The following is a 23,343-nucleotide window of genomic DNA, read 5'->3' on the forward strand; positions in this document are numbered from 1 at the left end:
GGCGGTGGTCGCGGTCAGGCCGTGAACGGGCGGTCCGCGGCCGGCCGTCGGGAGGCACCCGGCACAGGACCGGCCCGGCACAGGATCAGCCCGGCACCGCACCCGCCGCCTGATCCGGGCCCGCACCCGCCGCCTGATCCGGCACCGGACCCGCCGCCTCGCCCGGTACCGCGCCCGGCACCGGCCCCCTGCCGCGCGTCAGCCCCAGCAGGTGCCGGGCCGGGCCCACCGGCCGCTGCCCCGCGGGCCACACCGCCCGCAGCTCGCGGCGCAGCCGCAGCCCGTGCACGGGGATCTCGACCAGCCGCCGGGCGGACAGCTCCTCACCCACGGCCAGCTCACTGAGCACCGCGGGCGCCGCCTCGCTCACCGCGGCGGCCTTCAGCGCGGTGGTGGAGGCCAGTTCCAGCAGCGGACGGGCCAGGCCGCCGTGCGCGGCCAGGGCCGCGTCCAGCACCTGACGGGTGCCGGAGCCGCGCTCGCGCAGGATGAGCGGGGTCGCGGCCAGCTCGGCCGCGGTCAGCGCCGTACGGCGACGGGCCCAGGGGTGGGCGGGCGCGGCGACGACCACCAGCCGGTCGTGGCCGATGACCGCGCCGTCCAGTCCGGCGGGCACCTCCAGGCCCTCCACGAAGCCGAGGTCGGCCTCGCCGGAGCGCAGCCGGCCGGCGACCGCCGCGGAGTTCCCGGCCAGCAGCGAGACGGCGGTCTCCGGCCGCTCGGCGCGCAGCGCGATGAGCCAGCCGGGCAGCAGGTACTCGGCGATGGTCATGCTGGCGGCCACCCGCAGCCGTGAGTCACGGTGGTCGCGCAGCGCCTGCGCCCCGGCGTCGAACGCCTCGGCGGCCTCCATGATCCGCCGTGCCCAGTCCGTGACGAGCACTCCGGCGTCGGTCAGGCGTGAGCCGCGCGGTGAGCGTTCGACCAGTGCGACCCCTAGCTGCCGTTCCATGGAGCGGACCCGGCTGCTGGCCGCGGGCTGGGTGATGCCCAGGGCGCGGGCGGCCCGGCCCAGGCTGCCGAGCCGGGCCACGGCCAGCAGCAGTTCCAGCGCTCCGAGGTCGGGGACGCGGTGGGAGAGCGGACCGCTCCCGCCCGGCTCCGGAAGGATGTACTCACTCATAAACCAAGCTTATGCCCTCATAGGCGATTGATCTCTACCCGTGTCCAGGAGCTGGGACAATGCTGGGACCATGGCAATTCCGGCACCGTCCCGTCCCCCTTCCCCCACCGGCTCCCCCGGCATCCGGACCGGCTCGTCCGGCCGGCCCGGTGACCGGGAGCCGGCCGGTGGCGGGCGGCCGGATCTGCCGCCCCGGCCGGACCGGCCGGCCCTCTCGGCCCCCTCGGGCCGGTCGGTCCGTCACCTGGGCCCCAACTGGTACGCCTGTGTCATGGGCACCGCCATCGTCGCGAGTGCCGGAGCCGCCCTGCCGCTGCCCTTCCCCTGGCTGCGCGGGGTGTACGAGGCCCTGTGGGCGCTGTCCGCCATGATGCTCGCGGCGCTGCTCGCCGCCCGGGCCGCACACTGGGGCCGCCACCGCGACCAGGCACGACGGCACCTCCTGGACCCGGCGGTCGCGCCCTTCTACGGCTGCCTGCCGATGGCCCTGCTCGCGGTCGGCGGCGGCGCGCTCGCCGTCGGCCCGGGGATCCTCGGGGAGCGGGTCGCGGTCGCCGTGGACGCCGTGCTGTGGAGCGCCGGTACGGTCAGCGGGCTCACGGTCGCCGTGACCGTCCCGTACCTGATGATCACCCGGCACCGGAACGGGCCGGGCAGCGCGGCGCCCGCCTGGCTGCTGCCGCTGGTCCCCCCGCTGGTCTCCGCGGCGCTCGGCCCCGCCCTGGTCCCGCACCTGCCCGCCGGACAGGCGCGCGAGGCGATGCTGCTCGGCTGCTACGCGCTGCTGGGGATGTCCGTTCTCGGCACGCTGATCGTGCTGCCCCTGGTCTTCGCCCGGCTGCTCCGCCACGGCCCGCCGCCGCTGGCGCTGACGCCGACGCTCTTCCTGGTCCTGGGACCGCTCGGGCAGTCCACGACGGCCGTGGGCAACCTCGCGGACGCCGCGCCCGGCGCCGTCGGCGCCCCCTACGCGCGGGCGATGAGCGCCTTCGCGGTCCTGTGCGGCGTGCCGGTGACCGGCTTCGCACTGCTGTGGCTGGCGCTGGCCGCCGCGCTGGTGGTCCGTGCCTTCCGGGCCGGCCTGCGGTTCGCGATGACCTGGTGGAGCTTCACCTTCCCCGTCGGTACGTGCGTCACCGGCGCCGCGAGCCTGGCCCGGCACACGGGGCTGACCGCCTTCACCTGGACGGCGGTGGCCCTGTTCGCCCTCCTGGTCACGGCCTGGCTGGCGGCCTGGATCCACACCGCCCTGGGCCTGGTCCGCGGCACGCTCCTGGTCCCGCCCGCCCGGCCCATGCCGGACAGCGGGACACCCGACGACCGGCCGGCGACCGCTCCCCTGCCGGCCACGGTCTGAGCCCGGCGGGAGGTCGCGCGCCGCGGCCGTGGCGCCCTCGGATCATCCGGCGAAGAGCGGGCGCACCGCCGTACGCCAAAGGCCCGCCGTCCTCAGCGGGCCGCGTCCAGCGCGGCCGACAGGACGGCGGGGGCCCGGGTCAGTGACGGGCCGTACCAGGTCAGATGGCGTCCGCTGACGAGGGCGGCGGGCAGGCCGGGGAACGCCTCGGGGCCGTCGTCCGCCGTGAAGCGGTACGGCTCGTCGGGGAGGACGACCAGGTCCGCGCCGCAGGCGTTCAGCTCCGCCACGGGGACGCGCGGGTAGCGCTCGGCGTGGTCGGCGTACACGTTGCGTACGCCGAGCCGGGCCAGGAGGTCGCCCGCGAAGGTGTCCCGGCCCAGCACCATCCACGGCCGTCGCCAGATGGGCACCACGGCGCGGCGGACGGCCGTGGCGGGCGGCGCGGCCCGCTCCGCCTCGCGCCAGGCGCCCGCCGCCTCCTCCAGCCAGGCGGGCCGGGCCAGCCCGCAGCCCCGTACCAGCACCCGTTCCAGTTCCCGCAGGGCCTGATCCAGGTTCCGTACCTCGGTGACCAGCACCTCCAGACCGGCCGCCCGCAGCGCGGCGAGGTCGCGCGCGCGGTTCTCCTCCTCGTTGGCGATGACCAGGCCGGGCGCGAGGGAGGTGATCAGGGCGAGGTCCGGGTTCTTGGTCCCGCCGACGCGGGCGACGTCCAGGCCGGGCGGGTGGCTGCACCAGTCGGTGACGCCGACCAGCAGGTCCGGTGCTTCGGTGGCCACCGCCTCGGTCAGGGACGGGACCAGCGACACCACGCGCCGCCTGGGTATGTGACCGGTCATCACCCCACCGTACGCGTGCGTGGCGGCCCCCGTCAGGGTCGTCGGCCGGCGTGCCGGTGCATCAGGTACGACGCCCCGCCCGCCAGGATGAGCAGCGCCACGCCGCCCGCGGCCTGGGCGACGCTCACCTCGCCGACGCCGCCGCCGAGCCCGGTCCTGGCGTCCGCGGAGGGGTCCGCGCCGCGCACGGCCAGGGTTTCGGTGAACCGGTCGCCGCCGGGCCCGCACTCGATCGTGACCCGGTAGGTGCCGGTCGCGGCGGAGGTGCCGATCCGGGCCTCCGCGCCCATGTGGTCGCCCCCCGGTGCCAGCGGCACGTCACCGAACAGGTCCGAGGTCGCCTTGGCCTGGTGGCCCGCGCCGCACCGCTTGTCGTCGCTGATGCTGACGCTGCGGCCCGGTATCACCGGATTGGGGTGGGTGGAGGCCGACACGACGGGTGCGGCCAGGCCCAGGGTGGCGACGGCGATCAGGGCGACGGCGGACGTACGCACAGCCTTCATGATCATCTCCAGCCGCCGGTCGCGGTCCCGGTGACCGCGAAAGACAATCCGGCTCACTGGGAGGGAACCATCGAACCCGCTCCGGCGCGACGCGGGCAGGACCGTCCGGAGCCCCGATACGCCGTCAGGGGCAAGTGCCTCCAGGGAACGAGGGGCCACGACGGGTTCATACCCGCCGGCGTGTCCCCGCACGCCGTCGCGCCGTCGGCCCTCATCCCTCCACGCCGTCACGCCCGTGCGCCGTCGGCCCGTACCGCCTCCACGCCGTCACGCCCGTGCGCCCGCGTGCCGTACGCCCGCTCCGTCATCCCCTCAGGCCCCGCGGCCTCACGCCGCCGCCGTCTCCCACGGCCACCGCGCCCGCTCACCGCCCGCCAGCAGCCCGACCATGGTGAACAGCTTGTCGCTGAAGCCGCCGATCTCGTAGCGCAGCGGCCGTGCGGCGTCGATCGACGAGGCGGCGTACCCCGTGGTGTCCACCCCGAACACCGGCACGTCGGCGGGCACCGCGTCGGAGACCGACACCTGGCGGCGGCCCGCGCGGTGCTCGAAAGCCTGCATGTCGGAGATGATCACTACCCGGTCGTGCCCCCGGTAGGCCGCCTGGAGCGCCGCGACCGTCTCCGTGCCGTGCCCCACCTCGCCGATCCGCGCGCAGAACGCGTCGACGTCGCGGAGCACCGAGCCGCCCGGCGTCAGCGGGTGCCGGAAGCGCCCGGTGGCGTAACCGACCAGGTCCACCGCGCTGCCACGGTGCGCGAGGGCCACGCCGAAGAGCGCGCCGACGTCCACGTGCCGGATCCGGGAGCCGCCGGTGACCGGGCCTTCCATGGACGCGGAGGTGTCGACGAGTACGAGGGTGCGGCCGGGCAGGCGCGGGATGTTGGCGCTCGCGGCGGTCAGCGCCGTCTCCAGCGCGTGGCCCCAGCGCAGCGAGGGCGCGGCGCGGTAGGCGGACAGGAAGCGGTAGGGGAACTGCCGGGAGCGGGCGACCTCGGCGGGGTCGGCGAGCCGCCCGGCGACCTGCTCGGCCACCTCGTCGGGCACTCCGGCCTCGTCCAGGTTCCGCAGGTTGCGCAGCAGCGCCATGTATCCCATGGAGGGCAGCAGCGCCGTCCAGACCGCCGCGTCCATCGGGCCCCGGAGCCAGCCGGCCACCGCCTCCCAGGTCATCCCGGCCGCGCGCAGCACCTCGGCGGCGTCCGGCCGCTCCAGTACCGCCCGCCGCTCGCCGGCCGGCAGTTCCGCCAGCGCGGCCCGGGCCCGTACGGTCGCCAGCGTCCGCGGTACGGGGTTGGCGCGGCCGTGCCGGCGGTCCAGGGCGTGCCGGAAGAGGTCGCCCTGCCAGGCCGCCCGGTCCGGGTGGGGCGTGGCGTGCACCAGTTCCAGGACGTCCCCGAAGCGGAAGGCGTGGCTGCCGGTGTCGTACTTCAGCAGGGCGCGTTCGGTGTACAGGCGGCGTACGGCGTCGGCCAGGCCCCGCTTGACGGGCTTGGGCACGGCGCGCCCGTACGTCCCCGTCCAGTACGCCAGCAGCTCCCCCGGCTCGTCGGCACGCAGGCACACCGCGTCCACCAGGCGGCGGTTGCCGCCGTGCAGCCCGGCGTCCAGCCGTGCCTTGACGGCTTCGGCGGCGGCGACCACCGACGCGGAGCGCATGCCTGCCTCACCGCGCAGCCAGGCCAGGAAGCCGGCGGTCCATTCGGCGTCCTGGACGGCCACGGTCCGCACCAGGGACCGGTACCGCTCGTCGCGCTCGCCGGCCTTCTCGTAGAAGGTCTGCTCACCGACCATGTTGACGACGGCCAGCAGGACCAGTTCGTCCTTCGCGGCCCGGGTGTACGCGGCGCCGCCCTCGTGGGTGACGGTGCCCGTGAAGCGCTTGAGGGCGCGGTTGAACTTGCTCATCTCTTCCCCCGGGTGGAGCGGTGTGTGGTGCGGTGGTGCGCGGAGCCGCTGAGGGAAGGCGCGAGGAGCGGACCGGGGCGCCCGAGATCGGAAGTCGGCGGCGGGCTGCGTGGGAAGCGAAGTAACCGCCGCCTGCGCACCGGGCGCTCCGGTGCCGTCGCGCCTCCCGAGATCAAGGCCGACGACGGCAGGTAAACGCCGTACCGCACACGGCGGAACGATTTCAGGAGTCGAACCCGAATCAGCACCGGAAGTAACCGTCGTCTTCGCACCGGGAGGTGCGTTCGTGGAAAGGAGCCTAGAAGGCCCGCCCCGCGTCGTCACCCGAATTAATCAGCCCCCGCCGGCCGCCGGGCCCGTCGCGGCCGTGGCCGTCGCGACACCCGCCCGTCACACCGGGGTTGTACGCTGCCAAGCGCAGTCGGTTCGCCCCGTCCGCCAGGCGGGAGCGTCGTAAGAGGGAATCCGGTGGAAATCCGGAACTGCCCCGCAGCGGTGAGTGGGAACGACCGCCGTCATACGCACTGGACGCGAGTCCGGGAAGCGACGGCCAGTAGGTGCCCGGCCCCAGGAGGCCGGGCGTGCCCGCGAGTCCGAAGACCTGCCACTGCCCGTGCGCCCGCCGGGTGCGCGGTGGACCGTGACCTCGTGGGCGGGTCGGCGGCGGGAGCGTACGGGACGGTCTCCTCTTCCCGTGCCCTTCCGGTGCCCGCACGGCGCTCCGCGGGGTCGCTTCAGGACTCGCGAAGGAGAGTTCCGTGACCCAGGCATCACCGAACGGGCGCCGGGCGCCGGCCCCGGCCGCGCTGGCCACCCTCCACGGCTATCCCCGGCAGGGGCCGGGCCGGGAGCTGAAGAAGGCCGTCGAGGGCTACTGGTCCGGCGGTACCGACGCCGGGCGACTGCTGGAGACCGCGCGGGAGCTGCGGGCCGGCGTACGGGCCGAACTGCGGGCCGCGGGCGTCGAGGAGATTCCCACCGGTGACTTCTCGCTGTACGACCATGTGCTGGACACCGCCTGGATGGTGGGCGCCGTCCCGGCCCGGCACCGCGCCGCGGCCACCGGCGGCCTCGACACCTACTTCGCGATGGCGCGTGGCACCGCCGAGGCCGAACCGCTGGAGATGACCAAGTGGTTCGACACCAACTACCACTACCTGGTGCCGGAGTTGAGCGCGGGCACGGTCTTCACCGCCGACTCCCGCAAGCAGGTGGCGGAGTACACCGAGGCGCGGCGGGAGGGGCTGCGGGCCCGTCCCGTACTGCTGGGCCCCGTCAGTTTCCTGCTGCTGGCCAAGCCCGCGCCGGGCACCGACCCGCACTTCGAGCCGCTGACGCTGCTGGACCGGCTGCTGCCGGTCTACGCGTCCGTACTGGCCGATCTGCGGGCCGCCGGGGCGCGGTGGGCGCAACTGGACGAGCCGGTGCTCGTCCAGGACCAGCCCCGGTCGGTGCTGTCCGCCACCGCCCGCGCCTACCGGTTCCTGGGCGCCGCCGCCGACCGGCCCAAGCTGCTGGTGGCCTCCTACTTCGACGCGCTGGGCGAGGCGCTGCGCCCGCTGGCCGACTCGCCCGTCGAGGGCCTGGCGATGGACTTCACCGGCCCCGCCGCGGCCGACGTGGACGCGCTCGCCGCGATCGGCGGCCTGCCGGGCAAGCGGCTGGTGGCGGGCGTCGTGGACGGCCGCAACGTCTGGGCAGCGGACCTGGAGAAGGCCCTGGGAACGCTCGCCACCCTGCTCGGGCTGGCCGGGCGGGTGGACGTCGCGCCCTCCTGCTCGCTGCTGCACGTCCCGCTGGACGTCACCGCCGAACGCGACCTGGACCCGCAGATCGCCCGCTGGCTGTCCTTCGCCCGGCAGAAGACCGAAGAGGTCGCGCTGCTGGCCCGGGCCCTGAACCAGGGCCGGGACGCCATCGCCCCGCGGCTCGCGGCCAACCGGGCGGCGCTGGCCTCCCGGGCGGGCTCCGCGCTCGTCCGCGACGACGCCGTACGGGAGCGGGCCGCCGCGGTCACCGCCGCCCAGACCCGCCGCCCCCAGGAGTACCGGGAGCGGGCCGCGGCCCAGCGCGCCCGGTTCGGCCTGCCGCCGCTGCCGACCACCACCATCGGCTCCTTCCCGCAGACCGGCCGGCTGCGGCGGGCCCGTGCGGAGCTGCGCTCGGGGCGGATCGACGCCGCCGGGTACCGCTCCCGTATCGCGCAGGAGGTGCGCGAGGTCATCGCCTTCCAGGAGAAGGCGGGGCTGGACGTCCTGGTGCACGGCGAGCCCGAACGGGGTGACATGGTGCAGTACTTCGCCGAGCGGCTGACCGGCTTCCTGGCCACCCGGCACGGCTGGGTCCAGTCCTACGGCACCCGGTACGTGCGTCCGCCGATCCTGGCCGGTGATGTCTGCCGCCCGGCGCCGATGACCCTGGAGTGGACCGGTTTCGCGCAGTCGCTGACCGAGCGCCCCGTCAAGGGCGTGCTCACCGGGCCGGTGACCATGCTCGCCTGGTCCTTCGTCCGCGACGACCAGCCACTGGCCGACACCGCCCGGCAGGTCGCGCTGGCCCTGCGCGAGGAGGTCGCCGACCTGGAGGCGGCGGGGACCGGGATCATCCAGGTGGACGAGCCGGCGCTGCGCGAGCTGCTGCCACTGCGCCGCCCGGCGCACCGGGCCTATCTGGACTGGGCCACCGAGGCGTTCCGGCTGGCGACCTCCGGCGTGCGCGCGGACACCCAGATCCATACGCACATGTGCTACGCCGAGTTCGGTGACGTGCTGGCCGGCATCGAGGAGCTGGACGCCGATGTGATCAGCCTGGAGGCGGCCCGGTCGCGGATGGCGGTGGCCGGCGAGCTGGCGGCGGCCGGGTACCCGCGGGCGGCGGGGCCCGGCGTGTACGACATCCACGCGCCGCGGGTGCCGTCCGTGGCACAGATGACGGAGCTGATCGGGCAGGCGCTGCGCGCGGTGCCCGCCCAGCGGCTGTGGGTCAATCCGGACTGCGGGCTGAAGACCCGCTCGCCGCGGGAGGTGGAACCGGCGCTGGAGCGCATGGTGGCCGCCGCCCACGCGGTACGGGCCACGCTGCCGGCGGGGACCGGGAACCCTCAGGCCCGTCGGACCCCTCCACCGTCGCCCCGGCCCCTCCCCCGGCCCCCGCCACCTCCCCGTCGCCGTCCGCTCCCCAGGACTGAGAGGCACCCTTGAGCACCGATCTCTCCTTCGGCCCGGCCCACAAGGCCCCGGCCGACTCCGCCGTCACCCTCGCGCACATCATGAGCGAGCAGGACACGAATCTTTACGGCACCGTGCACGGCGGCGCGGTGATGCGGCTGGTGGACGACGCCGCGGCAGCGGCGGCCGGCCGGCACGCGGACGGGCCCGCGGTGACCGCCTCCGTCGACGCGATGACCTTCCACGCGCCGGTACGGGCCGGTGACCTGCTGACCGTCAGCGCGGCCGTCGAGCAGGTGGGCCGTACCTCGATGGTCGTGGCGGTACGGGTGACCGCCGAGCGCTGGAACTCCTCGGGCCCCACGGCCCAAGTGGCCACCGCCCGACTGACGTTCGTCGCCGTCGACGCGGACGGGCTGCCCCGGCACGTACCGATGCTGAGGACGCCGTGAGGCCGTGGCGCCGTGGGGCTGTGCGGCCGTGACTTGGTAAGGCCGCGTACGGAAGCGGTACCGGGCCTCACCACCGGCAACGGGGACCGGGTGCCGAAGTGGTCTGCCCGGCCGCTTCGGCGCCCCCGCCTGCTCGTCGCCGGGCCACGGTGCGCGGGCGCCGGGCGGCGTGATCTGATCGGTGAGCTGCTCCACCTGTGAGCCGCTCACCGACCACCCATCAGATCCCGAGGAACTGCGAATGAGCGACCTGTCAGCCCGCACCGGCCACAGCGGTGCCCCCGACCCCCTGCGCAGCGTGTACCTGCGGCTGGTCGCCGAGGAGTCGATACCCGAGGAAGCACGAGGGCAGTTCAGCCACCTGCGGCCACTGGCCACGGACCTCCTCGCGGGCATCGCCCTGGACACCCCTGAGAACGTCCGCGTCCTCAGTGACCGCGACGTGGCCCTCGTCGCGTGGGACACCCTCGTGGCCGCCGCGCGTACCAACCTGCTCAGTGAGCCGGTCAATTACGACACCGTCGATCTCCCCGGTGGCGCGGTCCTCCACATCCTCGGCCATCCGGAGTCGGTGTTCGCGGCCAGCAAGGTGCTCGTCTTCGAAGAGGCGGTGCGGGCCGCCGGCGGCCCCGGGATACCGGACGAGGGTGTGCTGCTGGTCGTCCCGAACCGGCACAACCTCGTGTTCTACCCGCTCACCGACGAGCACGTGGGCGAGGCCGTCAACGCCTTGGCGCAGTTCGGGCAGGGCGCCTACGAGGACGGCCCCGGACGCCTGTCCCCCGGGTGTTCTGGTGGCGCGCCGGCACCCTGACGTCGATCACGCTCGTCGACCAGGAGAGCCGGACGATGCGGATCGCCCCGCCCGACGAACTCATGACGATCATGCGTCGCCTGGCCGGCACCGCCGGCTGACAGGGCCGTGCCCGGCTCCCGCGAGCCGGGCACGGACACGGACATGGGCACGGACGGCTAGGGAAGGTACCTTTCCAGCGCGGCGACGCCCTTTTCCTCGATCAGCCGCACCGCCCGTTCGAGCCGCTCGGGGGTCACGTCGCGGCCCGACACCCGCACCAGGTCCTCGGCGTCGAACGGTCGCTCCCCGCCCGTGTAAAGGCGGGCCGGCCTGGGCGCGGCCTCGGGAGTCGTCCCATCCGATGGCTCCTGCATGTCTTTCACCTCATCGTCGCGAAGCTGCTTACCAGCACCCTCCCTCAAGGCTCACGCGCACGAGATGCCCACATCGTGCGCAGCACGGGAAAATTGCGCCACCCGGGTGAATCCGTCCGGTCCGCGAGCCGCCGGGGCCGGGCGCTACTTCGCCGGCGGGGCGATCTTGTCCACCAGCGACGGGTTCTCCTTCAGCCAGGCCCGTACGCCGTCCTGCTCATGGCCCTCGCCCGCGTCCTTGATCTCGTTCTCCAGGCTGGTGAGCTGCTTCTCGTCCAGGTGGAAGTTCTTCATCCACCGCGCGACCTCGGGTTCGTCGCGGGAGAAGCCCTTGCGGCCCAGGAGGTGCAGGCCGTCACCGGTGCCGAAGGCGCCCTTGGGGTCCTTGAGCTTGGTGAGCCGGTACTTGTCGTACGCCCAGTGCGGCGACCACAGGGTGACGGCGACCGGCTTCTTCGCCGCGTACGCGCGGTCCAGTTCGGCGAGCATGGAGGCGGTGCTGGCCTCGGTGAGCTTGAACTCGTCCGCCAGGCCGTACTGCTTCTGCACCGTGTCCTTGTAGATCTTCATCTCGCCGGCGCCCGGCTCGATGCCGATGACCTTGCCGCCGAACCGGTCCGCCTTGCCCTTGAGGTCCTCCAGGGACGTGACGTCCTTGACGTAGGAGGGGACCGCGATCTCCAGGGAGGTCTTGTCGTACCAGGTGCCGAGATCCTCCAGCTTCTCGCGGTACTTCTCGTAGTACGCGGCGTGGGTCGTCGGCAGCCAGGCGTTGGTCTGGACGTCGATGTCCCCGCGGGCCTGGCCGGTGAAGAGGGCCCCGGCCTCCAGGGGCTGTGCCTTGGGCCGGTAGCCGCGCCGTTCGAGGATCTCCTTCCACAGGTACGTGGTGGCCTTGCCCTCGTCCCAGTTGACGTACCCGATGGTGATGGGGCGGCCGGCGCCGCTGCCCGTACCGCCGTCCTTGCCGAAGACGCCCAGGCCCCCCGCCACCAGCGCCAGCACGATCACGCCGGCCATCGCGACCGGGGTGGCGGGCTTCCAGCGCAGGAAGCCCGCCTTGCCGAGCGCGGCCTGCGCCTTGGCCAGTGCGCGCCGGCCCAGCGGCGAGACCCGCTGGTTGAGGGCGCCGGTCATCCGGTCCAGGTACATGGCCAGGATGACGACCGCCAGGCCCGCCTCGGAGCCCAGGGCCACGTCCACGGAGCTGATCGCGTTGTAGACGGAGGCGCCCAGACCGCCGCCGCCGACCATGCCGGCGATGACGACCATGGACAGGGCGAGCATGATGACCTGGTTGACGCCGGCCATGATCGTGGGCAGCGCGAGCGGAAGCTGGACGCGCAGCAGCGTACGGCGCGGGTGGGTGCCGAACGCCTCGGCCGCCTCGACCAGTTCCCCGTCGACCTGCCGGATGCCCAGCTCGGTCATGCGCACGGCGGGCGGCATGGCGAAGACGATGGTCGCCATGATGCCGGGCACCACGCCGATGCCGAAGAAGAGGATGCCGGGGATGAGGTAGACCATCGCCGGCATGGTCTGCATCAGGTCCAGGGCCGGGCGCAGCACGCCGCTGACGGCCCGGCTGCGGGAGGCCCAGATGCCCAGCGGAACCGCGAGCACGATGGTGATCAGGCAGGCGACGAGCACCAGCGAGAGCGATTCCATGGTGGCGCCCCACTGCTCGACCGAGTCGATCAGCGCGAAGCCGGCGAAGGTCAGCACGGCCGCCGGCAGCCCGCGCAGCCACCACGCGAGCACCGCGAAGATGCCGGCGAGCAGCAGGGGTTCGGGGGCGGCGAGCACCGCGTGGATCGCGTCGTACAGCCCGGTGAAGACGGTGGAGACGGCGTCGAAGAGCCAGGCGAGGTGGTCGCGGAGCCAGTCCACCGCGGAGCTGACCCAGGAGCCGAGAGTGATCCTAGGCACCGGCGGTCACCTTGCCCTCGGACGCGCCGGCTTCCGGCCCGGGAACGCTCGCGGCCCTTGGTACGGCGGCGGTGCCGGCAACGGTCTCGGCCTTCTTCGTCGGTTCGCCCAGGACCGCGAGCAGCCGGCCCGCCGGTACGGCACCGACGAGCCGCCCCGCGGCGTCGGTCACGGCGACCGGGACCGGGCTGGAGGCGCAGGCCGTGAACAGCTCGCTCAGGGGGGTGTCGGGGCGCACCGTGGCGGGCGCCGCGGCCAGGAACTCCTCGGCCGTACGTATCTCCTGGCCCGCGCCGGTCGTGGTGCCCGGCACCGTGTCGGGGTCGGCCATGATCGCCCCGGCGGTCAGCACCCGGGAGCGGTCCACGTCCTGGATGAAGGAGGCGACGTAGTCGTCGGCCGGGGTGAGCAGGATGTCCTCGGCGGTGCCGGTCTGCACGATCCGGCCGTCCCGCATCACGGCGATCCGGTCGCCCAGCCGCATGGCCTCGTTCAGGTCGTGGGTGATGAAGACGATGGTCTTCTTCAGGGTCTTCTGGAGGTCCAGGAGCTGGTCTTGCATGTCGCGGCGGATCAGCGGGTCCAGGGCACTGAAGGACTCGTCCATCAGCAGCAGGTCCGCGTCGGTGGCCAGCGCGCGGGCCAGGCCCACCCGCTGCTGCATACCGCCGGACAGCTCGTCCGGCCAGGATTTCTCCCAGCCCTTGAGGCCGGCCAGTTCCAGGGCCTGGGCGGCGCGCCGTTCCCTTTCGGCCTTCGGCAGGCCGCGTACCTCCAGCCCGTACGCGGCGTTCTCCAGCACGCTGCGGTGCGGGAAGAGCGCGAAGTGCTGGAAGACCATGGAGATCCTGCGGGAGCGGACCTCGCGCAGTTCCCGCTCGCTGAGCGAGGTCAGGTCCTGGCCGTCGAACCGGACGCATCCGGCGGTCGGCTCCAGCAGCCCGTTCAGGGTGCGCAGCAGGGTGGACTTGCCGGATCCGGACAGACCCATGACAACGAAGATCTGGCCCTCCTCCACGGAGAACGACGCGTCGATCACCGCGGCGGTGGTGCCGTCGGCCCGCAGCTCCGCGCGGCTCGCGCCGCCTTCGATCCGTCGTACCGCGTCCTCGGGTCGTCTGCCGAACACTTTGTAGACGTGTTCGGCTTGCAGCCTGGGCACATACACCTCTCGACTTGTACGGGGAACGACCCGGCTCCCCCGTGGGCAGGTCGTGGCGCGGCACGGGTTCCGCCCGTCTTCACCGGTGGGCGGCGAGATCGCCTGTCCACCGGGGCCGTTCCGGCCGCGCGCCTGCCCCCCTTCCCGGAAACCAAACGCAACAGTGGCCCACCTCACAACGGCGGCGCGTGGGGGACGTACGGCATCATTCGGGGTGTGACTCGACGCCTGATGCTCCTGGACACCGCCTCCCTGTACTTCCGCGCGTACTTCGGCGTGCCGGAATCGGTCAGGGCTCCCGACGGCACGCCGGTCAACGCGGTGCGCGGCCTGCTGGACTTCATCGCCCGCCTCGTCCAGGACCACCGGCCCGATGACCTGGTGGCCTGCATGGACGCCGACTGGCGCCCGCAGTGGCGGGTCGATCTGATCCCCTCCTACAAGGCGCACCGGGTGGCCGGGGGCGCGGCCCAGCCGCAGGACGGGGCCGAGCCGGGCACGGCGGACAGCCACGGCACGCCCGAGGAAGAGGTGCCCGACACCCTCTCCCCGCAGATCCCGGTGATCGAGGAGGTGCTCGACGCGATCGGCATCGCCCGGGTCGGGGCGGCGGGCTACGAGGCCGACGACGTCATCGGCACCCTGACCGCCCGGGCGAGGGGCCCGGTGGACATCGTCACCGGCGACCGGGACCTCTTCCAGCTCGTGGACGACGGGCGCGGGGTGCGCGTCCTGTATCCGCTCAAGGGCGTGGGCACGCTCCAGATGACGGACGAGGCGCTGCTGCGCGAGAAGTACGGCGTGGACGGCGCGGGCTACGCGGACCTGGCGCTGCTGCGCGGTGACGCCAGCGACGGCCTGCCGGGGGTGCCCGGGATCGGCGAGAAGACCGCCGCCAAGCTGCTGTCCGTCTACCGGGACCTGGCCGGGATCATGGCCGCGGTCGACGACCCGGCGGCCAGGCTCACCCCTTCGCAGCGCAAGCGGCTGACCGAGGCCCGCCCGTACATCGAGGTGGCGCCGAAGGTCGTGCGGGTCGCGACGGACGTGGGGCTGCCGGAGTTCGGCGCGGCGCTGCCCACCGGGCCGGCCGACCCCGAGCGCCTGGAAGCGCTCGCCGGGCGGTGGGGTTTGGGCGGGTCTTTGCAGAGGCTGCTGGCCGCTCTCGGCGGCTGAGCTGTTAGGTTAGGTATGCCTAACCAATATCGTGCTCATGACCGCATCAGGGGAGATCGCCGTGGCAGAAGAGCGTCCGGCCCGTAAACAGCCCAAGCTCCACCGTGGGCGGGTGACACGCACCGAACAGCTCACCCCGCACATGGTGCGGGTGATGCTCGGCGGCGAGGGCCTGGCGGAGTTCGCCGCGGGCGACTACACCGACCATTACGTCAAGCTGGTCTTCCCGCTGCCCGGGGTGAGCTATCCGCAGCCGTTCGACATGGGGCGGATCCGCGCGGAGATGCCGCGCGACCAGTGGCCCAGGACCCGTACGTACACCGTACGCAACTGGGATGCCGAGGCACGCGAGCTGGCGGTCGACTTCGTGGTGCACGGCGACGAGGGACTGGCGGGCCCGTGGGCCGCGCGGGTGCAGCCCGGCGAGGAGATCTACTTCATGGGCCCGGGCGGCGCCTACGCCCCCTCCCCCGACGCCGACTGGCATCTGCTCGCGGGTGACGAGAGCGCGCTGCCGGCCATCGCCGCCGCGCTCGCCCGCGTCCCGGCGGGTGCGCCCGTCCACGCCTTCATCGAGGTGGCGGGCCCCGAGGAGGAACAGAAGCTGGAGGCTGCGGACAGCGCCGCGATCCACTGGCTGCACCGGGGCGACGCTCCGGTCGGCAGCCGGCTGGTCGAGGCCGTACGGGCCCTGGAGTTCCCGGCCGGCCGGCAGGTGCAGGCGTTCGTCCACGGCGAGGCGGGGTTCGTCAAGGAACTGCGCCGGCTGCTGCGCGTCGAGCGCGACGTACCGCGCGAGGCGCTGTCGATCTCCGGCTACTGGCGCCGCGGCCATGACGAGGACGGCTGGCAGGCTTCCAAGCGGGAGTGGAACCAGCAGATCGAGGCCGAGCAGGAGAAGCCGGCACCGCCGGCCTCCTGACCCCAAGGCGCCCAGGGCGCCCGCGCGGACGGCGCCGCCCGGAGGGGAACGGTCTCCCCTCCGGGCGGCGGCGCGTTCACCTGCGGCCACCGGACCCGGCCCGTACGTTCAGCGGCTCATCCCGCGTCCTCACACCGACCGCTGGTAGGAGCGGAACGTCCGTGTGGAGAGCAGCACCGCGGCGAGCGCGAGGGCCAGCAGGCCGCCGCCCCTGGTGAGCACGTCCCCCCAGGCCGGCTCCTCGGCCATCGCCGAACGCCCGGCGACCAACGCCCAGTTGACGGGGTTGAAGTCGGCGATGTGCCGCATCCAGGACGGCATCAGCGCCGGTGCCATGAAGGCCGAGGACAGGAACGTCAGCGGCAGCAGCAGGAAGGTGTTCAGCGCGATGATCGACTCGCGCTGGCGCACCAGCATGCCGATGGCGTTGGAGAACGCGCCGACCACGGTCCCCAGCAGCACCGAAGCCACGGTCAGGACCGCCAGGCCGGCGATCCCGCCCGGGTAGTCGGCGCCGCCGAGCCCGCCGAGCAGCACGATGATCACCGACTGGACGGCGGTGCTGATGCCCTGCTGGACGACGTTGGCGTTCATCAGGGCGCCGCGGCTGACCGGGGTGGTCAAGAAGCGGTTGAGCGTGCCGCGCTCGATCTCCTCCAGCGTGCCCATGCCGGCCCACATCGCGCCGGACAGCGCGCTCATCACGACCACGCCCGGGACCAGGTAGTCCAGGTAGGAGCCGCCGCCGAAGCCCGGCAGCTCCACCACCTTCCGGAAGAGCGAGCCGAAGAGGAACAGCCAGATCACCGGCTGGATGAAGCTGATCACCAGGAAGGCGGGCTGCCGCACGATCGCGGTCAGTTGACGCCTGGTCAGGTGCCAGGTCTGAGCCGTCGCCGCACTCATCGCGCACCTCCCGCCATGGCGTGTCCGGCAGCAGCCGCGGCGTCGCCCTCGGCGAACCGGCGGCCGGCGTACCGCAGATAGACGTCGTCCAGGGAGGGCCGGGCGACGGTCACCGACGCGACCCGTACGCCCTCGCGCTCCAGTACGGCCAGGACGTGCGGCACCGCGGCGGCTCCGTCATCGGCGCGGGCGCTCAGCCGGCGCCCCTCCAAAAGGGGCTCACGCACCCCGGCGAACTCCCCGAGCGCGGTCATCAGCAGGTGCCAGTCCACCTCCCCCGGTTCCTCGTACAGCTCCACATGGACCGCGTCACCGCGCAGGTCGCCCTTGAGGCCGTGCGGGGTGCCCTCGGCGACGACCCGGCCGCGGTCGACGATCGCGATCCGCTCGGCGAGCCGGTCGGCCTCCTCCAGGTAGTGGGTGGTCAGCACGATGGTCAGCCCCTCGTCGCCGGCGAGCCGCCCGATCTCCTCCCACATGGCCGTACGGGCCTCGGGGTCCAGCCCGGTCGTGGGCTCGTCCAGGAAGAGCACCTCGGGCCGGTGGACGAGTCCCAGCGCCACGTCCAGCCGCCGCTGCATACCGCCCGAGTACGTCTTGACCAGCCGCTTCCCCGCGTCGGTGAGGTCGAAGCGGGCCAGCAGCTCATCGGCCCGGCGGGTCAGGGCCGCGCCCTTGAGCCCGTACAGACGCCCTTGGAGCAGCAGGTTCTCGCGGCCGGTGGCGACCGGGTCGGCGCCGGACTTCTGGGCGACCACGCCGATGGCCCGGCGCACCCGGGCGGGGTGGCGCAGCACGTCGTGCCCGGCGACCAGTGCCGTACCGGAGTCGGGGCGGGCCAGGGTGGTGAGGATCTTGACGGTGGTGGACTTGCCGGCGCCGTTGGGTCCGAGCAGTCCGAAGACCGTGCCGGCGGCGACGCTCAGGCCCATGCCGTCCAGGGCCCTGGTTCCGCCGGGATAGGTCTTGATCAGGTCGTGCGCCTCGACAGCGGGCGCGCGGGTGTTCATGGCTCCAAGCCTCCGTGCATCGGTGGTTCTCGGTGATTTCGGGTACACCGAACCGAGATTTCGGGTGTACCGAACCGATCCACGGCAGGAGCCGGGCTATCGTAGATGTGCCGCATCTTGAACGCCCGGCCTGCCTGACCGCAGGTCCGTTCGGGATTCCGGGCCCCGGCAAAGCTGTTGGCGCAGCCTCGCCGGGGCCCTTCTTCGTGGTGTGGACGCGCTTGTTCCGCCGCTGTGCGCGGGCGCGCCGCCGTCAACGTCCGGTGGTGTCCTCGCCCTCCACATCGCGCCACTCCTCGGGGATCTCCCCCGACACGCTCATCTTCCGCCACTCCTCGGCACCGCTGATCGCGCCGTGCTCCAGCTCCTCGCGGAAGCCGCGGATCCAGTCGATCTCCGCGCGGATCATGTGCATCTGGTACTCGGTCTCCACGACGAACAGCCGGGGCAGACCGTCCGCGAAGTTGGCGAGCGCGCCCTGTACGGAGGCGAGCTGCCCCTCCAGGGTGGCGGCCCGCTCGTCGAGCAGCGCACACGCCTCGTCCATGGGCAGCACCATCAGCAGCGACAGGGCCGTGGCGAAGGCGGGGAACTCCCGCACCGGCACGGCCACCAGGTCCGCCAGCCAGTCGTGCATCTCCTCGTGGCCGGCCGGGGTGAGCCCGTAGAGCGTGCGCTCGGGGCGGCGCCCCTCGCGCTGGGTGCCGACGGGCTCGACATAGCCGTGCTTCTCCAGGTTCTGGACGACGGTGTAGAGGGACCCGTAATTGATCTTGATGCTGTGTTCCTTGCCGCGGACCCTCAGCACCCGGGCGATCTCGTACGGGTGCATCGGCCGCTCGCTCAGCAGCGCCATGACCGCCAGCGCCAGCGGATTGCTCAGCTTCCGCCGTGTGCCCGCCAACGCCGTCACCCACTTCCTCGTCTCCGTATATCCGTGGACGAACATATCGCGAGGGCATGCGTGAGTCAATACGCGATGCATCGTGTCTGCTCGCATGCGTGCCCCGGGCCCTCTCCACCCGCGATCCCCGACGCAAAAGCCGCCCGTCATGACGTCCGGCGCGCGCGGGCCGGGACGTCATGACGGGCGGCTGAAGTGCGGGCCCGCGGCGCTCGGCAGTCGGCGGCCGGCTCCGGCTCACCACACCGGGGAGTACGCCACCGGCTCCCGGCTCATCCCACCGAGGAGTACGCCACCACGCCCCGCAGCACCGCGTCGACGGCCTTGCGGGCGCTGCGGGCCACCCCGCCGCCCGCCGGGGCCGCCGCCGCGATCTGCCCGAGGACGTCGATGAGCTGCTTGCACCAGCGCACGAAGTCACCGGCCGGCATCTCCGCCTCCCGCAGCACCTCGTCCAGGCCGTCGCCCGAGGCCCACCGGTAGGCCGCCCACGTGAAGCCGAGGTCCGGCTCGCGCTGACCGACGCCCTCCGCCTGGTTGATCTTGTGGTCCTCCTCCAGGGCGTCCAGCCGCCCCCAGATGCGGACCATCTCCGTCAGCGCGTCCCGGGCCCGGCCCGAGGGCAGCTTCGGCGCCATCGCGTCGTCCGCCTGGCGCGCCTCGTACACCAGCGCCGAGGCACAGGCCGCCAGCTCGGCGGGGCCCAGGCCCTCCCAGACGCCGTCACGCAGGCACTCGCTCGCCAGCAGGTCCAGCTCGCCGTACAGACGCCCGAGCCGACGGCCCTCGTCCGTGACCGTGTCGCCTTCCAGGTAGCCGAGTTCGGTCAGCAGCGCGCAGATCCGGTCGAAGGTGCGCGCGATGGTGTTCGTACGCCCTTCTATACGGCGCTCCAACTGGCGGGTGTCCCGCAGCAGCCGGTGGTAGCGCTCGGCCCAGCGCGCGTGGTCCTCGCGCTCGGCGCAGCCGTGGCAAGGGTGCGCGCGGATGGCCGTACGCAGCCGGGCGAGTTCCCGGTCGTCCGCCGCCGCCGAACGCTGCCGCCGGTGCCGCTCCGGCACCAGGTGCCCGGCCTTGGTACGCAGCGCGGACGCCAGGTCCCGGCGCGACTGCGGGCTGCGCGCGTTGAAGGACTTGGGGATGCGCATCCGCTCCAGCGGCTGGACCGGCACCGGGAAGTCCATCGAGGCCAGCCGTTTGACCTGCCGCTCCGCGGTCAGCACCAGCGGGCGCGGCCCGTCCTGCGCCTCGAAGCCGCGGTGGCCGTTCGTCCGCCCCGAGGGCATGCCCGGGTCGAGCACCAGCGCCAGCCCGGCGTACTTGCCCGTCGGTACGTGGATGACGTCACCGGGCCGCAGCTTCTCCAGCGCCGCGGCGGCGGCCACCCGGCGCTGCGCCGCGCCCTGTCTGGCCAGCTCCGTCTCGCGGTCCTTCAGCTCCCGCCGCAGCCGGGAGTACTCCTCGAAGTCCCCCAGATGGCAGGTCATCGACTCGCGGTACCCCGCCAGCCCGTCCTCGTTCTTCTGCACCTGCCGCGAGATCCCCACGACCGACTTGTCGGCCTGGAACTGCGCGAAGGACATCTCCAGCAGCTCGCGCGAGCGGTGCCGCCCGAACTGCGAGACGAGGTTGACCGCCATGTTGTAGGACGGCTTGAAGGAGGAGCGCAGCGGGTACGTGCGCGTCCCGGCCAGCCCCGCCAGCGCGCCCGGGTCCATGCCGCGCTGCCACAGCACCACGGCGTGGCCCTCGACGTCGATGCCGCGCCGCCCGGCCCGGCCCGTGAGCTGGGTGTACTCGCCGGGGGTGATGTCGGCGTGCTGCTCGCCGTTCCACTTCACGAGCTTTTCCAGCACCACCGAGCGCGCGGGCATGTTGATGCCCAGGGCCAGGGTCTCGGTCGCGAAGACCGCCTTGACCAGCCCCTGCGCGAACAGCTCCTCCACAACCTCCTTGAAGGTCGGCAGCATGCCGGCGTGGTGGGCGGCGATGCCCCGCTCCAGGCCCTCCAGCCACTCGTAGTAGCCCAGGACGTGCAGATCGTCGTCGGGGATCCCCGCGGTGCGTGCCTCGACGATCCGGCGGACCTTCTCGCGGCCCTCCTGGTCGTTGAGCCGGAGCCCCGAATACAGGCACTGCTGGACCGCCGCCTCGCAGCCGGCCCGGCTGAAGATGAACGTGATCGCGGGCAGCAGGCCCTCGCTGTCCAGCCGGTCGATCACCTCCGCCCGGCTCGGCGTCCAGATGCGGCTGCGCTGGCGCCGTTCGCGCTCGCGGTCCGCCTCGCGCATGTTCCGCCCGCGGCGCTTGTCCCGCCCGAAGGTGGGGCGGCTGTTCTCGATCCGCGCCAGCCGCTCCAGGTCGGGGTTGACCTCGCGCCGGCTGCCACCGCCCGCGGCGCGCTCCTCGAAGAGGTCGTACATCCGGCGGCCCGCCAGGACGTGCTGCCACAGCGGTACGGGGCGGTGCTCGGAGACGATCACCTCGGTGTCCCCGCGGACGGTGTCCAGCCAGTCGCCGAACTCCTCGGCGTTGGAGACGGTCGCCGACAGCGACACCAGCGTCACCGACTCCGGGAGGTGAATGATCACCTCTTCCCATACGGCGCCGCGGAACCGGTCGGAGAGGTAGTGCACCTCGTCCATGACCACATGTCCGAGCCCGACCAGCGACTGCGAGCCCGCGTAGAGCATGTTCCGCAGCACCTCGGTGGTCATCACGACCACCGGCGCCTCGGAGTTCACACTGTTGTCGCCGGTCAGCAGCCCGACCCGGTCCGCGCCGTAGCGCTTGACCAGGTCCTGGAACTTCTGGTTGGACAGCGCCTTGATCGGCGTGGTGTAGAAGCATTTGCGGCCCTGCTCCAGGGCCAGGTGGACGGCGAACTCGCCCACGATCGTCTTGCCGGATCCGGTCGGCGCCGCGACCAGCACGCCCTTTCCGGCCTCCAGGGCCTGGCACGCCTCGATCTGGAAGGGGTCCAGCGGGAAGTCGTACATCTCGCGGAAAGAGGCGAGTGCGGTGGCCTGCTCGGCCGCCCTGAGCCGGGCGGCGGCATAGCGCTCAGCAGGGGACATGTCCTCGGTCATCGTGCTTACGAGCCTACCGGCCCCCTCTGACAACGTACCGATCTTTATGGACGGCCTTTACCGAACGGACTGCCGTACAAGACTCCGTACGGGGCGGCCGGCGCGGCACGGCGAGGGCCCCGCCGGTGATCCGGCGGGGCCCTCGTAGGGCTGGGTGGCGGCACGCGCGGTGGCGTGGCCCGCCGGCCGCGGCGGATCAGGTCGCGTCGTCGTACCCGCCGCGCCGCGAGGCCGGGCTCTCGGCGCCGCCGCCCTGTTCGGGCAGCAGGTGTCCACTGGCCACCGGCTCGACCTCACCGATGCTCTCGGGCGTCAGGTCCAGCTCCGACGCCTCGTCGTCGGCCGGTCCCTCGGCCACCCGACGCTCCCTGCGGTTGTCGTTCATCGTGGCGACCACGACCGCGGCGAAGTACAGCAGACAGATCGGCGCCGCCAGGACGATCATCGTCAGGGGGTCGGTGCTGGGCGTGGCGACGGCGGAGAAGACCGTGATGCCCAGGACCATGCCGCGCCACCAGCCGCGCATGCGCCGGGCGCTGAGCACCCCGCCGAAGTTCAGCATCACCAGCATCAGCGGGAGCTGGAAGGACAGCCCGAAGACGATGATCATACGGGTGACGAGGTCGAGCAGCTTCTCCAGCGTCAGCAGGTTGTCGACACCGATCGGCGTGAACTCGATGAGCACCTTCGCGGTGGTCGGCAGCACCGAATAGGCGAAGTACCCGCCGGCCAGGAAAAGCGGGAATCCGGTGGCGACAAAGCTCAGCGAATACTTCTTCTCGTGACGGTGCAGGCCCGGAGCCAGGAAGGCCCACAACTGGTAGAGCCAGACCGGACAGGCCAGGATGACACCGGCCATCAGCGACACCTTCAGTGCCAGCGCGAACGGCCCGAGCAGGTCCATCATCACGATGCGGGCGCAGGTGGTGCCCTTACGCTGTTTGGCCAGTTCCGTGAACAGCGCGTCACAGCCGACGGTTTTCAGCACCGGCCTGGTGACGAAATTGATGATCTCCTCGTAGAAGAACGCGGCGACGATCGTGGCGACGAGAATCGCCAGCACCGACTTCAGCAGCCGGCTGCGCAGCTCACGCAGGTGTTCCACCAGGGGCATCCGCCCCTCGGGGTCTTTCTCCGCGCGGTTCTTCCGAAGACCAGACTTCAGCACCCCACGTCCTCATCTCGTGCAGAGGCAACGGCCCGTGGCCGTTGCCCGGTCCGGCCCTCGGTCAGCGCTGCGTCGTGCTGTCGGACGGCTGCGCCACCGGCCGGCCGCCGCTCACGTCACCGGGAGCGGCCTTGATCGTCTTGGGGGCCTCCGACGCGTTCGGCGGGTCGGACGGCGCCGTCTGCGTCGTCGATCCCTCCGACTTCATCGCCTTGGCCTCGCTCTTGAGGATGCGGGCGGACTTGCCGAGCGAACGCGCCATGTCGGGAAGCTTCTTCGCACCGAACAGCAGAATGACGACGACAAGGATGAGGAGGATCTCGACTGTGCCGATCTTTCCACCGAACATAACTGGGTACCTTCTCACCGAGGCGGCTGGGGCTGGGGGCTGCCTGACTGACCGGACACATGTCCGTCCGCCGTGCTAGCAGCGATCGTAACGCGCAGGGGTAAACGCTGGACAATCCCTGTGCGTACTCCCGGTTGCGGGCCGCGCCTCACTCTTCGGCCCGCGTTCCGAGCGTACCGGTCACGCGCAGGTGGCAGCAGTGGCCG

19 protein-coding genes, 1 pseudogene and 1 riboswitch are annotated in these 23,343 nt (G+C 72.8%); of the genes and pseudogenes, 7 read left to right on the forward strand and 13 right to left on the reverse strand.

Features of this window, described 5'->3' with window-relative positions; all coding sequences use genetic code 11:
• Positions 1-85: 85 nt before the first annotated feature.
• A complete protein-coding gene (locus tag KGS77_RS05195; protein ID WP_242578917.1) occupies positions 86-1,123 on the reverse strand; it encodes a LysR family transcriptional regulator in 1,038 nt (345 codons plus the stop codon).
• Positions 1,124-1,193: 70 nt separating this feature from the next.
• On the opposite strand from KGS77_RS05195, the gene KGS77_RS05200 reads away from it, so the two are divergent.
• Positions 1,194-2,480, forward strand: a complete 1,287-nt coding sequence (locus KGS77_RS05200) for a TDT family transporter (protein ID WP_242578919.1) — start codon at positions 1,194-1,196, stop codon at positions 2,478-2,480.
• Between the two features lie 92 nt (positions 2,481-2,572).
• Here KGS77_RS05200 and KGS77_RS05205 read toward each other — a convergent pair whose 3' ends face one another.
• From KGS77_RS05205 to KGS77_RS05215, 3 genes are all read right to left on the reverse strand, one after another.
• Positions 2,573-3,322 carry a helical backbone metal receptor gene (locus KGS77_RS05205; protein ID WP_242578921.1) on the reverse strand — a complete coding sequence of 250 codons (750 nt, stop codon included), beginning with the start codon at positions 3,320-3,322 and terminating at the stop codon, positions 2,573-2,575.
• Between the two features lie 32 nt (positions 3,323-3,354).
• The gene (locus KGS77_RS05210; protein ID WP_242578923.1) at positions 3,355-3,825 is read right to left on the reverse strand and encodes a hypothetical protein; all 471 of its coding nucleotides are present in this window, start codon (positions 3,823-3,825) and stop codon (positions 3,355-3,357) included.
• Between the two features lie 327 nt (positions 3,826-4,152).
• Complete coding sequence (locus KGS77_RS05215; RefSeq protein ID WP_242578925.1) at positions 4,153-5,733, reverse strand: TROVE domain-containing protein; 1,581 nt, start codon at positions 5,731-5,733, stop codon at positions 4,153-4,155.
• A gap of 454 nt (positions 5,734-6,187) precedes the next feature.
• A riboswitch (cobalamin riboswitch) is annotated at positions 6,188-6,336 on the forward strand.
• A 155-nt stretch (positions 6,337-6,491) separates the two neighbouring features.
• On the opposite strand from KGS77_RS05215, the gene metE reads away from it, so the two are divergent.
• From metE to KGS77_RS34555, 4 genes are all read left to right on the forward strand, one after another.
• Positions 6,492-8,933: a 5-methyltetrahydropteroyltriglutamate--homocysteine S-methyltransferase gene (gene metE, locus KGS77_RS05220; protein WP_242578927.1), complete on the forward strand. Its 2,442-nt coding sequence runs from the start codon at positions 6,492-6,494 to the stop codon at positions 8,931-8,933.
• Positions 8,930-9,352, forward strand: coding sequence for a hotdog domain-containing protein (locus KGS77_RS05225; RefSeq protein WP_242578937.1), 423 nt, complete (start codon positions 8,930-8,932; stop codon positions 9,350-9,352). Before metE ends, KGS77_RS05225 begins: the two co-directional genes overlap by 4 nt.
• Positions 9,353-9,593: 241 nt before the next feature.
• Positions 9,594-10,166, forward strand: a complete 573-nt coding sequence (locus KGS77_RS05230; RefSeq protein WP_242578939.1) for a hypothetical protein — start codon at positions 9,594-9,596, stop codon at positions 10,164-10,166.
• Positions 10,139-10,267 carry a hypothetical protein gene (locus KGS77_RS34555; protein ID WP_277994186.1) on the forward strand — a complete coding sequence of 43 codons (129 nt, stop codon included), beginning with the start codon at positions 10,139-10,141 and terminating at the stop codon, positions 10,265-10,267. The genes KGS77_RS05230 and KGS77_RS34555 overlap by 28 nt, the downstream gene beginning before the upstream one ends.
• A gap of 57 nt (positions 10,268-10,324) precedes the next feature.
• Here KGS77_RS34555 and KGS77_RS05235 read toward each other — a convergent pair whose 3' ends face one another.
• From KGS77_RS05235 to KGS77_RS05245, 3 genes and pseudogenes are all read right to left on the reverse strand, one after another.
• Complete coding sequence (locus tag KGS77_RS05235) at positions 10,325-10,522, reverse strand: hypothetical protein (protein WP_242578949.1); 198 nt, start codon at positions 10,520-10,522, stop codon at positions 10,325-10,327.
• Between the two features lie 156 nt (positions 10,523-10,678).
• Positions 10,679-12,451, reverse strand: a pseudogene (locus KGS77_RS05240) (ABC transporter permease/substrate binding protein); the annotation flags it as partial.
• Entirely contained in the window at positions 12,444-13,613 is a 1,170-nt protein-coding gene (locus KGS77_RS05245; RefSeq protein WP_242578951.1) for a glycine betaine/L-proline ABC transporter ATP-binding protein, read from the reverse strand. The pseudogene KGS77_RS05240 and the gene KGS77_RS05245, both read right to left, overlap by 8 nt.
• Before the next feature lie 231 nt (positions 13,614-13,844).
• Between KGS77_RS05245 and KGS77_RS05250 the strand changes: the two genes are divergently transcribed.
• Together KGS77_RS05250 and KGS77_RS05255 are read left to right on the forward strand one after the other, a co-directional pair.
• Entirely contained in the window at positions 13,845-14,789 is a 945-nt protein-coding gene (locus KGS77_RS05250) for a 5'-3' exonuclease (protein ID WP_242587301.1), read from the forward strand.
• A gap of 37 nt (positions 14,790-14,826) precedes the next feature.
• A complete protein-coding gene (locus tag KGS77_RS05255; protein WP_242578953.1) occupies positions 14,827-15,711 on the forward strand; it encodes a siderophore-interacting protein in 885 nt (294 codons plus the stop codon).
• Between the two features lie 129 nt (positions 15,712-15,840).
• Here KGS77_RS05255 and KGS77_RS05260 read toward each other — a convergent pair whose 3' ends face one another.
• The 6 genes from KGS77_RS05260 to tatA all read right to left on the reverse strand — a co-directional run bounded on the left by KGS77_RS05260 (position 15,841) and on the right by tatA (position 23,137).
• The gene (locus tag KGS77_RS05260; RefSeq protein ID WP_242578955.1) at positions 15,841-16,617 is read right to left on the reverse strand and encodes an ABC transporter permease; all 777 of its coding nucleotides are present in this window, start codon (positions 16,615-16,617) and stop codon (positions 15,841-15,843) included.
• Positions 16,614-17,627, reverse strand: a complete 1,014-nt coding sequence (locus KGS77_RS05265) for an ATP-binding cassette domain-containing protein (protein ID WP_242578957.1) — start codon at positions 17,625-17,627, stop codon at positions 16,614-16,616. The genes KGS77_RS05260 and KGS77_RS05265 overlap by 4 nt, the downstream gene beginning before the upstream one ends.
• 253 nt (positions 17,628-17,880) lie before the next feature.
• Positions 17,881-18,576: a PadR family transcriptional regulator gene (locus KGS77_RS05270; protein WP_242578959.1), complete on the reverse strand. Its 696-nt coding sequence runs from the start codon at positions 18,574-18,576 to the stop codon at positions 17,881-17,883.
• A gap of 227 nt (positions 18,577-18,803) precedes the next feature.
• Positions 18,804-21,620, reverse strand: coding sequence for a DEAD/DEAH box helicase (locus KGS77_RS05275; protein WP_242578960.1), 2,817 nt, complete (start codon positions 21,618-21,620; stop codon positions 18,804-18,806).
• A 196-nt stretch (positions 21,621-21,816) separates the two neighbouring features.
• On the reverse strand, positions 21,817-22,734 hold the full coding sequence (gene tatC, locus KGS77_RS05280; RefSeq protein ID WP_242587302.1) for a twin-arginine translocase subunit TatC: 918 nt from the start codon (positions 22,732-22,734) through the stop codon (positions 21,817-21,819).
• Positions 22,735-22,849: 115 nt separating this feature from the next.
• Positions 22,850-23,137 carry a Sec-independent protein translocase subunit TatA gene (gene tatA / locus KGS77_RS05285; protein WP_242578962.1) on the reverse strand — a complete coding sequence of 96 codons (288 nt, stop codon included), beginning with the start codon at positions 23,135-23,137 and terminating at the stop codon, positions 22,850-22,852.
• Positions 23,138-23,343 lie beyond the last annotated feature (206 nt).

The organism is Streptomyces sp. MST-110588 (genome assembly GCF_022695595.1).
GTDB lineage: Bacteria > Actinomycetota > Actinomycetes > Streptomycetales > Streptomycetaceae > Streptomyces.

Coding starts and splice junctions, on each gene's coding strand:
- KGS77_RS05195 (WP_242578917.1), bottom strand. CDS start 1,123: ATGAGTGAGTACATCCTTCCGGAGCCGGGCGGGAGCGGTCCGCTCTCC.
- KGS77_RS05200 (WP_242578919.1), top strand. CDS start 1,194: ATGGCAATTCCGGCACCGTCCCGTCCCCCTTCCCCCACCGGCTCCCCC.
- KGS77_RS05205 (WP_242578921.1), bottom strand. CDS start 3,322: ATGACCGGTCACATACCCAGGCGGCGCGTGGTGTCGCTGGTCCCGTCC.
- KGS77_RS05210 (WP_242578923.1), bottom strand. CDS start 3,825: ATGAAGGCTGTGCGTACGTCCGCCGTCGCCCTGATCGCCGTCGCCACC.
- KGS77_RS05215 (WP_242578925.1), bottom strand. CDS start 5,733: ATGAGCAAGTTCAACCGCGCCCTCAAGCGCTTCACGGGCACCGTCACC.
- KGS77_RS05230 (WP_242578939.1), top strand. CDS start 9,594: ATGAGCGACCTGTCAGCCCGCACCGGCCACAGCGGTGCCCCCGACCCC.
- KGS77_RS05235 (WP_242578949.1), bottom strand. CDS start 10,522: ATGCAGGAGCCATCGGATGGGACGACTCCCGAGGCCGCGCCCAGGCCG.
- KGS77_RS05250 (WP_242587301.1), top strand. CDS start 13,845: ATGCTCCTGGACACCGCCTCCCTGTACTTCCGCGCGTACTTCGGCGTG.
- KGS77_RS05255 (WP_242578953.1), top strand. CDS start 14,827: ATGACCGCATCAGGGGAGATCGCCGTGGCAGAAGAGCGTCCGGCCCGT.
- KGS77_RS05260 (WP_242578955.1), bottom strand. CDS start 16,617: ATGAGTGCGGCGACGGCTCAGACCTGGCACCTGACCAGGCGTCAACTG.
- KGS77_RS05265 (WP_242578957.1), bottom strand. CDS start 17,627: ATGAACACCCGCGCGCCCGCTGTCGAGGCGCACGACCTGATCAAGACC.
- KGS77_RS05270 (WP_242578959.1), bottom strand. CDS start 18,576: ATGTTCGTCCACGGATATACGGAGACGAGGAAGTGGGTGACGGCGTTG.
- KGS77_RS05275 (WP_242578960.1), bottom strand. CDS start 21,620: ATGACCGAGGACATGTCCCCTGCTGAGCGCTATGCCGCCGCCCGGCTC.
- tatC (WP_242587302.1), bottom strand. CDS start 22,734: ATGCCCCTGGTGGAACACCTGCGTGAGCTGCGCAGCCGGCTGCTGAAG.
- tatA (WP_242578962.1), bottom strand. CDS start 23,137: ATGTTCGGTGGAAAGATCGGCACAGTCGAGATCCTCCTCATCCTTGTC.